General features: G+C 64.0%; 12 protein-coding genes. 10 read left to right on the top strand and 2 right to left on the bottom strand.

The window, feature by feature from the left end:
• Positions 1-225: 225 nt before the first annotated feature.
• The 6 genes from ilvG (at position 226) to ompA (ending at position 8044) form a co-directional block, all read left to right on the top strand.
• Positions 226-1872 (top strand): acetolactate synthase 2 catalytic subunit, encoded by a 1647-nt coding sequence (gene ilvG, locus PG883_RS06905; protein ID WP_223924358.1) that lies wholly within the window; start codon positions 226-228, stop codon positions 1870-1872.
• Entirely contained in the window at positions 1869-2126 is a 258-nt protein-coding gene (gene ilvM / locus PG883_RS06900; RefSeq protein WP_010676086.1) for an acetolactate synthase 2 small subunit, read from the top strand. Before ilvG ends, ilvM begins: the two co-directional genes overlap by 4 nt.
• A 12-nt stretch (positions 2127-2138) precedes the next feature.
• Positions 2139-3083: a branched-chain amino acid transaminase gene (locus PG883_RS06895; protein WP_039039680.1), complete on the top strand. Its 945-nt coding sequence runs from the start codon at positions 2139-2141 to the stop codon at positions 3081-3083.
• 145 nt (positions 3084-3228) lie between these two features.
• Entirely contained in the window at positions 3229-5070 is a 1842-nt protein-coding gene (ilvD, locus tag PG883_RS06890) for a dihydroxy-acid dehydratase (protein ID WP_043153414.1), read from the top strand.
• Between the two features lie 64 nt (positions 5071-5134).
• Positions 5135-6667: a threonine ammonia-lyase, biosynthetic gene (gene ilvA, locus PG883_RS06885; protein WP_270807054.1), complete on the top strand. Its 1533-nt coding sequence runs from the start codon at positions 5135-5137 to the stop codon at positions 6665-6667.
• Between the two features lie 246 nt (positions 6668-6913).
• Positions 6914-8044 (top strand): porin OmpA, encoded by a 1131-nt coding sequence (gene ompA, locus PG883_RS06880; RefSeq protein WP_041211986.1) that lies wholly within the window; start codon positions 6914-6916, stop codon positions 8042-8044.
• Positions 8045-8096: 52 nt separating this feature from the next.
• Here the strand turns inward: ompA and PG883_RS06875 are convergent, their stop codons facing one another.
• Positions 8097-8555, bottom strand: a complete 459-nt coding sequence (locus PG883_RS06875; RefSeq protein WP_010676081.1) for an HPP family protein — start codon at positions 8553-8555, stop codon at positions 8097-8099.
• 87 nt (positions 8556-8642) lie between these two features.
• Here PG883_RS06875 and PG883_RS06870 point away from each other — a divergent pair, with 87 nt between their 5' ends.
• A complete protein-coding gene (locus PG883_RS06870; RefSeq protein WP_223924357.1) occupies positions 8643-9182 on the top strand; it encodes a TetR/AcrR family transcriptional regulator in 540 nt (179 codons plus the stop codon).
• Here PG883_RS06870 and priA read toward each other — a convergent pair.
• A complete protein-coding gene (priA, locus tag PG883_RS06865) occupies positions 9179-11386 on the bottom strand; it encodes a primosomal protein N' (RefSeq protein ID WP_270807053.1) in 2208 nt (735 codons plus the stop codon). The genes PG883_RS06870 and priA overlap by 4 nt on opposite strands.
• A 147-nt stretch (positions 11387-11533) precedes the next feature.
• Between priA and rpmE the strand changes: the two genes are divergently transcribed.
• From rpmE to PG883_RS06850, 3 genes are all read left to right on the top strand, one after another.
• Positions 11534-11749: a 50S ribosomal protein L31 gene (gene rpmE / locus PG883_RS06860; protein WP_010676078.1), complete on the top strand. Its 216-nt coding sequence runs from the start codon at positions 11534-11536 to the stop codon at positions 11747-11749.
• 116 nt (positions 11750-11865) lie between these two features.
• Positions 11866-13299 carry a DUF2867 domain-containing protein gene (locus PG883_RS06855; RefSeq protein WP_270807052.1) on the top strand — a complete coding sequence of 478 codons (1434 nt, stop codon included), beginning with the start codon at positions 11866-11868 and terminating at the stop codon, positions 13297-13299.
• Positions 13300-13478: 179 nt separating this feature from the next.
• Entirely contained in the window at positions 13479-14735 is a 1257-nt protein-coding gene (locus PG883_RS06850) for a malic enzyme-like NAD(P)-binding protein (RefSeq protein WP_270807051.1), read from the top strand.
• Positions 14736-14794 lie beyond the last annotated feature (59 nt).

Here is a 14794-nt window from a genome sequence, read left to right as displayed (position 1 = left end):
CAAGCTCCGCTCTCATTTCACAGGATTTCCGGTTGTAACTATGAACATGGCCTCCCGTTTCGTCAGCATTATTGTGGTCCTAGTGGTGATTATTATCTCACCGCTCGGGGCTCGTTTGGCTGCACGGAACAAGGGATAGACCCACCACCGGACAGAACGAAACAAGCGACCCCCGAGCCTCACGGCCCGGGGGTTTTTTTTCGACCAAAGGACAGGATTTTCCACATGAACGGCGCGCAGTTTTTGGTACAGGCTCTCAAGAAACAGGGTGTGACTCAGGTGTTTGGTTACCCGGGCGGAGCCATCATGCCGGTCTACGACGCCCTGTATGACGGTGGCCTGGCCCATCAGCTCTGCCGCCACGAGCAGGGTGCCGCCATGGCTGCGGTGGGTTATGCCCGCGCTTCCGGTCAGGTGGGGGTCTGCATCGCCACCTCTGGCCCCGGCGCCACCAACCTGGTCACCGGCCTCGCGGAGGCACTGCTCGATTCGGTACCGCTGGTGGCCATCAGCGGCCAGGTGCCCTGCGCCGCCGTCGGTACCGATGCCTTTCAGGAAGTGGACGTGCTCGGCATGTCCCTTTCCTGCACCAAGCACTCCTTCATGGTGACGGACCCGGCGGATCTGGGACGGGTCATTGCCGAAGCCTTCGCCATCGCCACCGAAGGGCGTCCGGGCCCCGTGCTCATCGACCTGCCCAAGGATGTGCAACTGGCCGCCGTTCCCTCTCAAAGCCCGCTGTTTGCAGTGGAGGAACCCGACCCCCTGAATTCGGCCGAACTGACGGTCGCCCGTACCCTGCTGGCCGGTGCTGAGCGTCCGGTACTCTACGTCGGCGGCGGGGTGGGCATGGCCAATGCCGAGCAGCAGCTGCGCGACTTTGCCGCCACCACGGGGATGCCGGCGGTCACCACCCTCAAGGGGATAGGTGCCCTCGACCCCGACAGCCCCGTTTATCTGGGCATGCTCGGCATGCACGGTACCAAGGCCGCCAACCTGGCGGTACAGCAGTGCGATCTGCTGGTGGTGGTGGGCGCCCGTTTCGATGATCGGGTGACCGGCAAGCTGGAAGAGTTTGCCCCCGAGGCGAAGGTGATCCACCTGGATGTGGACGCCGCCGAGTTCGGCAAGCGTCGCGCCGCCGATGTGGGCATCACCACGGATCTCAAGCGTGTGCTGCCCGCCCTGGCGATGACGCTGACCCTCGACCCCTGGCGCGAGCACTGCGCCACCATGGCTCGGGAATACGCCTTCCGCTACGACCATCCGGGTCAGGCCATCTACGCCCCGGCCCTGCTCAAAGAGCTTTCAAGCCAGCTGCTTGACACCAGCGTGGTGGCCTGCGACGTGGGTCAGCACCAGATGTGGGTGGCCCAGCACATGCGTTTCACCAGCCCGCGCAACCACCTGTCCAGTGCCGGCCTAGGCACCATGGGCTTTGGCCTGCCCGCCGCCATCGGCGCCAAGATGTCGCGCCCCGATGACGAGGTGGTGCTGGTGAGCGGGGACGGCTCCTTCATGATGAACGTGCAGGAGCTCGGCACCATCCGCCGTGCCCGGCTCAAGGTGAAGATGGTGCTGCTGGACAACCAGCGCCTCGGCATGGTGCGCCAATGGCAGGAGCTGTTCTTCGACGGTCGCTACAGCGAGACCAATCTGTCCGACAACCCCGATTTCGTCGCTCTGGCCGCCGCCTTCGGCATCCCAGGTGAGACCATCACATGCAAGGAAGAGATAGGTCCGGCACTGGATCGCCTGCTGGCGAGCGAGAGTGCCTATCTGCTGCATGTGGCTATTTCAGAGGAAGAAAATGTCTGGCCCCTGGTTCCGCCAGGAGTCGCCAACCACAAGATGATGGAGCAACGCCCATGAACCAGCTCAATACCAGCACCCTGGAAATCCATGCCCAACCCAGACCCGAAGTGATGGAACGGGTGCTGCGGGTGGTCCGTCACCGCGGTTTCAATCTCTGCGCCCTCAACATGGAGCAGGATTGCCAACAGCTGCGGATCACGGTTACTGTCGAATCGGTACGTCCCATCCAGCAGTTGTGGAGCCAGCTGGTGAAGCTGGTGGATGTCTCCCGGGTCGATGCACTGGAACAGCAACCCCGGATCAGAGCTTAAGGAGCCAAGCCAATGTCACAGCCTTCCCAATCCGCCGCCCACCCCCAATACATCTGGTTCAACGGCAAGCTGGTCCCCTGGCAGGATGCCCAGGTGCATGTCATGAGCCATGCCCTGCACTACGGATCCTCGGTGTTCGAGGGGGTGCGGGCCTATGACACTCCCAAGGGGACCTGCATCTTCCGCCTGCAGGAGCACACCCGCCGCCTGTTCGACTCCGCCAAGATCTACTGGATGGACGTCCCCTACAGCGAGTCCGAAGTGAATGAAGCCTGCCGCACCGTGGTGCGCGAGAACGGCCTGAAGAGCGGCTACCTGCGCCCGCTGGCCTTTGTCGGCAACGTGGGGCTGGGGCTGCATCCGCCGCTGGATGCCAAGGCCGACCTCATGGTCGCGGCCCTGCCCTGGGGCGCCTACCTCGGTGAAGAGGGGTTGAAAAACGGAGTGGATGTGTGCGTCACCTCCTGGAACCGGCTCGCTCCCAACACCATCCCGACCGGTGCCAAGGCGGGGGGCAACTATCTCTCTTCCCAGCTCATCAGCCGCGAGGCCAAGCGCAACGGCTTCGCCGAGGGGCTGGCGCTGGATGTGAACGGCTATCTGAGCGAAGGGGCGGGGGAGAACCTGTTTCTGGTGAAGAACGGCGTGCTGTTCACCCCGCCCGCCACCGCCGCCATCCTGCCCGGCATCACCCGCGACACCATCATGACGCTGGCGCGCGACTTGGGTTACGAGGTACGCGAGCAGGCGCTGCCCCGTGAAGCGCTGTACGTCGCAGACGAAATCTTCATGACCGGCACCGCCGCCGAGGTGACCCCGGTGCGCTCGGTGGATCGGATGAAGGTGGGCGCCGGTTGCCGTGGCCCGGTGACCGAGCAGTTGCAGAACGCCTTCTTCGGCCTGTTCAACGGCAAGACCGAAGACAAGTGGGGCTGGCTGACGCCGGTCAACGACTGATGATAGCGGGGAGGCGTCACGCCTCCCCGAGTCGCTTCCGGTGAAGGCTCCCGAGGTGCCTTCACCAGGATCGATTCCCGATCCGCGAATCACACATTCATATTGAAAGACAATGCGCCCCAGGGGCATTCAGGGAGTAGAGACAATGCCGAAGTTGAGATCCGCCACCACCACCCACGGACGTAACATGGCCGGGGCCCGCGCCCTCTGGCGTGCCACCGGCATGACCGATCAGGATTTCGGCAAGCCCATCATCGCCGTGGTCAACTCTTTCACCCAGTTCGTGCCGGGCCACGTCCACCTCAAGGATCTGGGCCAGCTGGTCGCCCGCGAAATCGAGGCGGCTGGCGGGGTCGCGAAGGAGTTCAACACCATCGCCGTGGATGACGGCATCGCCATGGGCCACGGTGGCATGCTCTATTCCCTGCCGTCCCGCGAACTCATCGCCGACTCGGTGGAGTACATGGTCAACGCCCACTGCGCCGACGCCATGGTCTGCATCTCCAACTGCGACAAGATCACCCCGGGGATGCTGATGGCTGCCCTGCGCATCAACATCCCGGTCATTTTTGTCTCCGGCGGCCCCATGGAAGCGGGCAAGACCAAGCTCTCCGACCAGATCATCAAGCTGGATCTGGTGGACGCCATGATCCAGGGCGCTGACCCCAAGGTCTCCGATGCACAGAGCGATCAGATCGAGCGCAGCGCCTGCCCCACCTGCGGCTCCTGCTCCGGCATGTTCACCGCCAATTCCATGAACTGCCTGACCGAGGCACTGGGTCTCTCCCAGCCGGGCAACGGCTCCCTGTTGGCAACCCACGCCGATCGCGAGCAGCTGTTCAAGCTGGCGGGCCAGCGCATCGTCACTCTGGCCAAGCGCTGGTATGAGCAGGACGATGCCTCGGCACTGCCGCGCAACATCGCCACCAAGGCGGCGTTCGAGAACGCCATGGCGCTCGACATCGCCATGGGCGGCTCCACCAACACCGTGCTGCACCTGCTGGCGGCAGCCCAGGAGGCGGGTGTCGACTTCACCATGGCCGACATCGACCGCATGTCCCGCAAGGTGCCCCAGCTCTGCAAGGTGGCGCCTTCCACCCAGAAGTACCACATGGAAGACGTGCACCGCGCCGGCGGCGTGGTCGCCATCCTGGGTCAGCTGGAAAAAGCGGGCCTGGTGCACGGGGATACCCGCAACGTGCTGGGCACCTCCCTGGTGGAGCTGCTGGCCGAATATGACGTCAGCCGCAGCAATGACAAGGGGGTTCACGACTTCTACCGTGCAGGCCCTGCCGGTATCCGTACCACCAAGGCGTTCAGTCAGGATTGCCGCTGGCCCGAGCTGGATCTGGACCGCGCCGAGGGATGCATCCGCTCCTTCGATCACGCCTACAGCCAGGAAGGTGGCCTGGCGGTCCTCGCTGGCAACCTCGCCCTCAACGGGGCCATCGTCAAGACCGCCGGGGTGGATGAGGAGAACCTCACCTTCCGCGGCCCGGCCCGGGTATTCGAGAGCCAGGAGAGCGCGGTGAGCGGCATTCTGGACGGCACGGTGAAAGCCGGTGAAGTGGTGGTGATCCGCTACGAGGGCCCGAAAGGGGGCCCCGGCATGCAGGAGATGCTCTATCCCACCACCTATCTCAAGTCCATGGGATTGGGCAAGGCGTGTGCCCTCATCACCGACGGTCGCTTCTCCGGCGGTACCTCGGGTCTCTCCATCGGCCACGTCTCCCCGGAGGCGGCCTCTGGTGGCACTATCGGTCTGGTGGAGGATGGCGACATCATCAACATCGACATCCCGGCCCGCAGCATGGTGCTGGAGGTGGCCGACAGCGTGCTGGCTGCCCGTCGCGCCGCCGTCTCTGCCCGTGGCTGGAAGCCGGTCGATCGTCAGCGCGAGGTCTCCTTTGCCCTGCGCGCCTACGCCATGTTCGCCACCAGCGCCGACAAGGGCGCGGTGCGCGATCGCACCCTGCTGGGGGAGTGAGAGGATGAGCTGTCATGATATGGGCGCATTGCGCGCCCTTCGCAACGAGACGGGGGTATAAACCATGGTCTCTGCGGCGGATTATCTACGCAAGGTACTGCTCTCCCCCGTCTACGAGGCGGCGCGGGTCACCCCTTTGCAAACCCTGAAGAAACTCTCCGAGCGGCTTGGCAATCACGTCAGTCTGAAGCGGGAGGATCTGCAACCGGTTCACTCCTTCAAGCTGCGCGGCGCCTACCACAAGATTGCCACCCTGACCCAGGAGCAGAAGGAGCGCGGCGTCATCGCCGCCTCCGCCGGCAACCACGCCCAGGGGGTCGCCCTGTCGGCCGCCAAGCTCGGCATCAAGGCGATCATCGTGATGCCCAAGACCACGCCGGACATCAAGATCGACGCGGTGCGCCGTCAGGGCGGCAACGTCATGCTGTTTGGCAACAGCTTCGATGAGGCTTACGGCGAGAGCCGCCGCCTCGCCGAGTTGGAGGGCTACACCCTGATCCCGCCGTTCGACGACGTCGAGGTGATCGCCGGCCAGGGCACCATCGGCAAGGAGCTGCTGGAGCAGGATACCCACCTCACCCACGTCTTCGTGCCGGTGGGCGGCGGCGGCCTGGCCGCCGGGGTGGCGGTCTACATCAAGCAGCTGCTGCCGGATGTGAAGGTGATCGGGGTGGAGGCGGAGGGGTCCGCCTGTCTCAAGGCTGCGCTGGCGGCCGGCGAGCCGGTCAATCTGGAGCGGGTCTCCCTGTTTGCGGACGGGGTGGCGGTCAAGCGCATCGGCGAGGAGACCTTCCGCCTGTGCAACCAGTATCTGGACGAGGTGGTGACCGTCTCCAACGACCAGATCTGCGCCGCACTGAAAGACATCTTCGATGACTGCCGCGCCATCGCCGAGCCGTCGGGGGCCTTGTCCCTGGCGGGCCTGAAAGCGTACAGCGAGCGCGAGCAGGTCAAGGGTGGTCGGATGGCGGCCATTTTGTCCGGCGCCAACGTCAACTTCCACAGCCTGCGCTACGTCTCCGAGCGCTGCGAGATCGGCGAGAAGCGCGAGGGCATGCTGGCGGTGACCATCCCCGAGCGCAAGGGGGCCTTCCTCGACTTCTGCCGTCAGCTGGGGCCCCGCATGGTGACCGAGTTCAACTATCGCTATGCGGACGCAGAGCAGGCGTCGCTGTTCGTTTCGGTGCGCCTCACCGGCGGTGACGAGGAGCTGGGCCAGATCATCGATCAGCTCGGCGGCAACGGCTATCCGGTGGTCAACATGACCGAGAGCGAGCTGGCCAAGAACCACGTGCGCTACATGATTGGCGGTCGCCCGGTCCGGCCCCTCGGTGAGCGTCTTTACAGCTTCAAGTTCCCGGAGCAGCCGGGTGCCCTGATGCGCTTTCTGGAGACCCTGGGCTGTCGCTGGAACATCAGCCTGTTCCACTACCGCAACCACGGCGCCGACTACGGACGGGTGCTCTGCGCCTTCGAGCTGCCGGACGAGGACGTGGCGGCTTTCCACGACTACCTGCACGAGATTGGCTACGGCTGGAAAGAGGTGAGCGACGACCCCGCCTACCGGCTGTTCCTGGCGAGCCAGGGCAGTCAGTGAGCGGGGCCATCCCCTTGCCAGATGAAAAACGAAGAGCCCGGCTCTTCGTTTTTTTATGGGCAACGCGCCGGCCCCCATGATTGGGGGCACGGTGGCTGATAATGTCGGTAATATCACACTCCTGAGTCCCTGGTCGTTTGAGGCTGGTTGCAGATGGGATAATCTGAATGCGGGGCTTGGGTTCAGGGCCCCGTCAGGGAAGAGAGACGCAGCAGCGTCATAACAATTCATTGCAGGGGCTCATCCATGAACAGATCTATGCTCGCCGTCCTGATCGGCGCTTTGATGGCAACAGGGACGGTGCAGGCTGCCGCCCAGGACAACACCTGGTATGTCGGCGGCAAGGCCGGCTGGTCAAATTATTACGGGGTGGATTACAACGCTCAGGTCGAAGAGCTGTTCGATGCGACCAAGGTGAACGAGAACAGCGATGATCTCGGTCTGGGGCTGTTTGCCGGTTATCAGGTGAACAGAAACGTGGCGATTGAGCTCGGCTATGACTGGCTCGGCAAGTATCAGGTGGACAAGCACTACTCGGGCAATGGGGTTGATTTCGCACTCGATGGCGAGGCCAAGGCCCAGATGGTGCAGGCCACCATGAAGATTATCCTGCCTGCAACCTCGGCACTGGATATCTACGGTCGTCTCGGGGGGGCCTATGCCTGGACCGAGAGCTCACTCAACGTCAGGGCCAGCGATGGCACCAGCAGCCTCTCCGAATCCCATGAGGGCAACAAATATCATGGTGCCGCCTTTGTCGGGGCGCTGGGGGTCGAATACGCCATCGACAAGGATTGGGCCGCCCGCCTCGAATACCAGTACACCACCCCCCTTGGCAAGACTTCCCTCGACGAGTCAGGCATCGAGATGGACAACGGCCTGCTGTCGGTCGGCATGCTCTATCGCTTCGGCCAGATCGGCGACGAGCCGGTGGCACCAACGCCTGCGCCCGAACCTGCGCCCGCCCCGGCCCCCGTGCTGGTGGAGAAGCAGTTCAGCCTGGATTCCGATGTGCTGTTCGAGTTCAACAAGGCGACCCTGAAGCCAGCCGCCAGCCAGGCCCTCGACAACCTGTTTGCCCAGATCCTGGCGGCCAATCCGAAAGACGGGGTGGCGACGGTGATCGGTCATACCGACCGCATCGGCTCGGAGGCCTACAACCAGTCCCTCTCCGAACAGCGTGCCCGCACGGTGGCGGATTATCTCATCGCCAAGGGATTGTTTGCCGACAAGGTGCGTGCCGAAGGGCGGGGAGAGTCTTCGCCCGTGACCGGGGGCAGCTGCCCGGATGGCGCCAAGGCGCAGATGATCGCCTGTCTGGCCCCGGATCGCCGGGTCGAGGTGCGCCTGACCGGGGTCTCCCAGGTCGCCGAATAAGCCATCTTTGCCTTGCTATTAAACAACGAGGGGGCCTTGGCCCCCTCGTTGTTTATGTGGGTGTGAGTCGTGACGTTTGCAGCCGCCTGGCGCAATGACTCACCATGATCAGCAGCAAGGCGCCGGGCAGCACTGTTTGCCAGAGGAAAGGCCAGGACTGGGTGGTGAGCAGGATCAACAGTGGATTGGCTCCGGCGGGTGGGTGGATCAGCCCCAGTCCCTGCATGAGTGCAATGGACAGGCCCACACCCAGCGCCAGCTTGAGCTCCATCGGTAGCGGTAGCAATTGCACCACCAACCCCACGGTGGCCGATAGCAGATGGCCTCCCAGCACGTTCTGCGGACGGGCCAGCGGACTGTCCGGCAGTGAGAAGAGCAGCACACAGCTTGCCCCGAACGGTGCCATCAACAGGGTCGACTGCCAGCTCATGTCCAGCCAGCCGAGCAACATTATGGCCAGGCAGGCACCGAGCCCTGCCAGCCAGGCACTTCGCCATCGTCTTGTTTCCATCTCCTGTCTCCTTGTCTGTGCCGGATCACTTGATCCAGCCTGCGACATTAGGTAGACAGATCGGTGTACTTCAAGAGGAAAGTCACCATGAGCGAAAAACGGCAACAGCTGATGACGACAGCCTATCGGCTGTTCAATCGTCACGGCTTTCACGCCACCGGCATCGATCGCATCTGGGCCGAGGCAGGCAGTACCAAACGCACCCTCTATCGCCACTTCCCCACCAAGGATGCCTTGATCGAAGCGGTGCTGATGGCACGGGATGCGGAGTTCTTTGCCCTGCTTGATGCCAGGATGGATGGGGTGTCGGGGCGGGAGGCCAGGTTGCTGGCGCTGCTCGATGGCTTTGCGGACTGGTTTGGTCGCAGTGACTTCTACGGCTGCAACTTCATCAACGCGAGCGCCGAGTTCTCCGATCCTCGCCACACGGTGCGCAAGCTGGTGGTGGCCCACAAGCGGGCGTTGCTGAACTGGGTCAGGGAGGCCCTCGAATGCACCGAGGTGCAGGCCACCGGATTATGCCTGCTGCTGGAAGGGGCCGTGGTGATGGCCCACAGCTATCAGCAGCCCCTGGCTCTGGAACAGGCCAGGGTGTTGGCGGAGGCCGTGCTGGCAGAGCCGCGCTAGTTCAGTTCCGTGGGGTCGATATCCAGACTCCAGCGCACCCGCTTGGTCTCGGGCCACCCCTCCAGCTCCTTCACTGCCCAGTCGAGCAACTGGGCCAGCGGTGCCCGGCTGGGCCCCTGCACCAGTAGCTGCATGCGAAACTTGCCCGCCTTGCGCTCCATGAAGCCGCTGATGGGCCCCAGCACCTGCACCTGGGGATAGCGGGCGCTGCGCAGGGTATCGGCGAGGCGACTGAGGAACAGCTGTACCTCGTCGCGGCCGTTGGCCTCGGCCCGGAACAGTCCCTGATGGCTGAACGGTGGCAGCCCCAGCAGGCGGCGCTCTTTCAGCGCCGTGTCGGCGAAGTGGCCATAGCCGTTCTGGGTCAGATCCTGCAGCAGGGCGTGTTCGGGATGGTGGCTCTGCAGCACCACCAGCCCCGGTTTGCTGGCGCGACCAGCCCGGCCCGCCACCTGGGTGTAGAGCTGGGCCAGCTTCTCGGCGGCGCGAAAATCGGCACTGAATAGCGCACCATCCACATCCAGCAGCCCTACCAGAGTCACATCCGGGAAGTGGTGGCCCTTGGCCAGCATCTGGGTGCCGATCAGGATCTTGTACTTGCCCGCTTTGATGTCGCCGAGGTGGGTTTCGAGCTCCCCTTTGCGCCGGGTGTTGTCCCGGTCGATGCGCACCACCGGATATTGGGGGAACACGGTGCCGAGCAGCTGCTCCAGCTGTTCGGTGCCGACCCCGGAGCCGATGAGCTCGTTGCTGCCACACTCGGGACAGTGGTGGGGCAGCGGGCGCACGCTGTCGCAGTGGTGGCAGTGCAGCCGCCGACCGGCCTGGTGCCAGGTGTACCAGGCGTCACAGCGCTCGCAGGCGGCACTCCAGCCGCACTGGTGGCAGATGAGTGCCGGCGCATAGCCCCGGCGGTTGAGAAACAGCATCACCTGGTTGCCCGCCGCCAGGTGCTCGGCCATCAGCTGCTCCAGCTGGGGGGAGAGCCCGGCCTGCAGCCGCACGTTCTTGATGTCGAGGATCACCTGGCGAGCGGTCTGGGCGTTGCCGGCGCGGCGAGTGAGAGTGAGGTGGTGATACTTGCCGCTACGGGCGTTGTGCAGCGTCTCCAGCGACGGGGTGGCAGATCCAAGCAGGATGGGAATGCCGGCGCGATGGGCCCGCATCACCGCCAGATCTCGCGCGTGGTAGCGAAAGCCGTCCTGCTGCTTGAAGGAGCCGTCGTGCTCCTCGTCGATGATGATGATGCCGAGGTCCTTGAACGGCGTGAACACCGCGGATCGGGTGCCGATCAGAATGGCGGCACCGCCGTCGCGGCAGGCCAGCCAGGCATCGAGCCGCTCCCTGTCGTTCATGGCGGAGTTCATCGCCACCACGGGCACGTTGAAGCGGCGCCGGAAGCGGTTGATGGTCTGGGGGGTGAGGCCGATTTCCGGCACCATCACCAGCGCCTGCTTGCCCGCCTTGAGCAGGGGCTCGAGGATGCTGAGGTAAACCTCGGTCTTGCCGGAGCCCGTGATGCCGTCCAGCAGGAAAGCACTGAACTTGTTGCTCTGGCTGGTGACGGCGGCCACCGCCAGCGCCTGCTCACCGTTGAGGCGCAGCCCCTCACCCGGCTCGAAGCGGGTGGCCCAGTCGCCATCATGGCTCGGCTCCAGCGAGCGCTTCTCCAGCAGTCCCTTCTTCTCCAGCGCGGTGAGGGCTGCGCTCTGGATCTCCTCCTGTTTGAGGGCGGAGGGGGTCTGCGGCCCCTTGCGCAGCAAGGCGAGGGCCTGCTGCTGCTTGGCCGCCCGCTTGAGCTCGTTGAGGTCGATGGCCATGCCCGCATCGGTGGCAAACCAGAACTCCAGCTCCCGATAGGCGGCGGGCTCCCCCTTGCGCACCAGCACCGGCAGGGCGTGGGGCAGTACCTCTCCCAGCGGGTGCTGGTAGTAACCGGCGCTCCAGGCCATCAGCGCCAGAATGTCGGGCCCCAGCACGGGGGCGCTGTCGAGCACCCTCTTCAAGGGCTTTAATTTGTTGCGGGGGACCTGGCTCTCGGTCGGGTGATCCACCACCAGACCGACCAGGGTCTGCGGGCCGAACGGGATCTCGACCCGGCAACCGGGGGCAGGCAAGGGCAGGGGAGAGAGATAGTCGAAATGACGGCGTAACGGCACCGGCACAGCCACACGAACCAGATCCAGCGTTTGGGAAGAATTCACCAGGGGTTGCCTATTTTTTCTGCGAAGCCACTTGCCTGATCTCAGGCGTTTCCTATATTATTCGCAGCCTTTGAAACTGTGTTCAACAATCGTGTGGTGTCCGACAAGAGATCGGATGGCGACACGGCCTGATAATTGAGGTTGTCCATGAAAGCTGGTATCCATCCTGACTACGTAGCCATCACCGCCAAGTGCTCTTGCGGTAACGTCATCAACACCTTCTCTACCATCGGTAAAGATCTGAACCTGGACGTGTGCTCCGAGTGCCACCCGTTCTACACCGGCAAGCAGAAAGAAGTTTCTAGCGGCGGCCGCGTAGACAAGTTCAACAAGCGTTTCGGTGGTTTGACCTCCAAGAAGTAATCTTGCTTCTGAAGAATTCTGAAAAAGGCGCCCATCGGGTGCCTTTTTTATTGGCCGCCATTCTGTAATTCCCCGCTTTGCCCTATGGTGTTGGCTCAACCAAGGGAGAAGAGCCGATGCGCACATGTCTGGTGATGGGAGCTGCCGGGTACATAGGATCCTACCTGGTGCCTCATCTGCAGGGTCTGGGGTACAGGGTCATCGCCGGGGCCCGTCGTCCCTGCCGTCTGCCGGAGGGGGTGGCGTTTCGCCTCGCCGACAGCCTCAAGCCGGCCACCCTGCCCCCTGCGCTGGCGGGGGTCGACACCGTCTTCTATCTGGTACACGCCATGGGGGCGGGGGCCGGTTTTCACCGGCTGGAGCAGCAGGGAGTGAAGAACTTCGCCGCTGCCGCCCGTGCCGCCGGGGTGCGCCGCATCATCTATCTCGGCGCCATCCAGCCCGAGCCCTGCAACAGTCGCCACCTCAACTCCCGGCGCTACTGTGGGGAGCTGTTTCGCAGCGCAGGGGTGCCCACGGTAGAGCTGCGTGCCGGCATCATCATAGGCCCCGGCTCGGCGGCGTTCGAGGTGATGCGGGATCTGGTGTACAACCTGCCCATGATGGTGACGCCCAAGTGGGTGCGCTCCCGCACGCCCCCCATCGCCCTCTCCAACCTCTTGCACTATCTGGGCGGGCTGGTGGAGGCCGACGGGGTGGATGGCCAGATCTTCAATGCGGCCGGCCCCGAGCTGCTCAGCTACCAGCAGCAGCTCCAGAAATTCGCCGCCCATATCGGCAAACGCTGCCCCATCATTCCGATCCCCTTTTTGAGCCCCCGGCTCTCCGCCTGGTGGCTGCAGTTCGCCACCTCGGTTCCCCAACCCATCGCCAAGGCGCTGGTGGGGGGGCTCAAGCACGACATCCCGGCGGATGACGGCCCCTTGCGCGCCCTGCTGCCCCAGCATCTGCTCAGCTTCGATGAGGCGCTGGCGGAGAGCCTGGCGCTGGAGCAGAGGCTCGGTGCCGAGCAGCACGGGGAGGAGACGCCCCTTGGTCTGCGCTGGCGTCATCCCGAATATGGCTTCTACGACCGCACCGCCAGCGGGGAGGCGGATTGCCTCGCCGCCCCCGAGGTGGTGTGGCAGGTGTTGCAGCAACTGGGGGGTGAGCAGCGCTACTTCTACATGAACGAGCTGTGGGTGGTGCGCGAATGGATGGATCATCTGATCGGCGGCCCGGCCCGGACCCGGGGACGTACCAACCCGGATCGCTTCGTGAAGGGGGACATGCTGGACTCCTGGCAGATCCTCGGGGGGGATGAAGGACGCAGGCTGGATCTGCTGTTCAACATGAAGGCCCCCGGCGTCGGTCGGCTGGAGTTCAACATCCAGCCCTTGGAGTCCGGCCTGACTCGGCTGCGGGTGACGGCCCACTGGCATCCGCAGGGGGCCTGGGGGCTGGCCTACTGGCTTGCCATGCTGCCGTTCCACCTCTTCATCTTCCAGGGGATGACGGAGGCCATCGCCCGGCAGGCAGAGGCAAAAGCCGGCATTCCAGTCATGGATTGAAATCGAATCTATAACTAATTGGGTAGTTTTGGGTGGCATGACATGCTACTGATTAGCGTGTCATTGCTATCCAGCGATATTTTATGCTGTGAAAGGGCGGGGGATTTCTTTATGATCCTCAGCCCTCGCCCGCTGGCGAGCCAACGCATCACTCATTCATTTCCGTATCGGGGTCCCCCATGTCCGATCAGCAGCACGATCTCCGCCAACAGGCACTCGACTACCACGCCCAACCCGTTCCGGGCAAAATCGCCATCGCCCTCACCAAGCCCGCCGAGACCGCTGGCGATCTGGCGCTGGCCTACAGCCCGGGCGTTGCCGAACCGGTACGCGAGATCGCCGCCAATCCGGCCGATGCCTACCGTTACACCGGCAAGGGCAACCTGGTGGCCGTCATCTCCAACGGCACCGCCATCCTGGGGCTGGGCAATTTGGGCCCGCTGGCCTCCAAGCCGGTGATGGAGGGCAAGGCCCTGCTGTTCAAGCGCTTTGCCGACATCGACGCCATCGACATCGAGGTGAAGCACGAGACCAGCGCCCAGTTCATCGATACGGTGGCCGCCATCGCCGACACCTTCGGCGGCATCAACCTGGAAGACATCAAGGCCCCCGAGTGCTTCGAGATTGAAGAGGCGCTGATCGCCCGCTGCGACATCCCGGTGTTCCACGATGACCAGCACGGTACCGCCATCGTCACCGCCGCCGGCCTGCTCAACGCGCTGGAAGTGCAGGGCAAGGAGATTGGCACCAGCCGCATCGTCTGCATGGGCGCCGGTGCCGCCGCCACCGCCTGCATGGATCTGCTGATCAAGTGCGGGGCTGCGCCGCACAACATCTTCATGCTGGACCGCCAGGGTGTGATCCACAGCGGCCGCACCGATCTCAACCAGTACAAGCAGCGTTTCGCCAACGACACCCCCCTGCGTACCCTGACGGATGTCATCGACGGGGCTGACGTCTTCGTCGGCGTCTCCGGCCCGGACGTACTACCCGCCGAGGCGGTGGCCCTGATGGCCCCCAACCCGGTGATCTTCGCCTGCTCCAACCCGGACCCCGAGATCAAGCCTGCCCTGGCTCACGGTGTGCGCGGGGATCTCATCATGGGAACCGGCCGCTCGGACTACCCGAACCAGATCAACAACGTGCTCTGCTTCCCCTTCATCTTCCGCGGTGCCCTCGACGCCCGTGCCAGCCGCATCAACGATGCCATGAAGATTGCGGCAGTGGAGGCGATCCGTGCTCTGGCCAAGGAGCCGGTGCCCGCCGAGGTGCTGACCGCTGCTGGCGTGAGTGAACTCGCCTTCGGCAAGGATTACGTCATTCCCAAGCCCATGGATGCCCGCCTGCTGCCGCGGGTTGCCCGTGCCGTGGCGCTGGCGGCGGTTGCCTCCGGGGTGGCCCGCATCGAACTGCCAGGGGATTACATGCTGGGTTGAGTCACGGCAAGTACGCAAAAAACAGAAGGGGCCCCTGTCGGGGGCCCCTTTTTCATGGC

The sequence above is a fragment of the Aeromonas sp. QDB25 genome (genome assembly GCF_027707725.1).
Lineage (GTDB): Bacteria > Pseudomonadota > Gammaproteobacteria > Enterobacterales > Aeromonadaceae > Aeromonas > Aeromonas caviae.
This window is presented reverse-complemented; position numbering and strand designations above follow the sequence as displayed.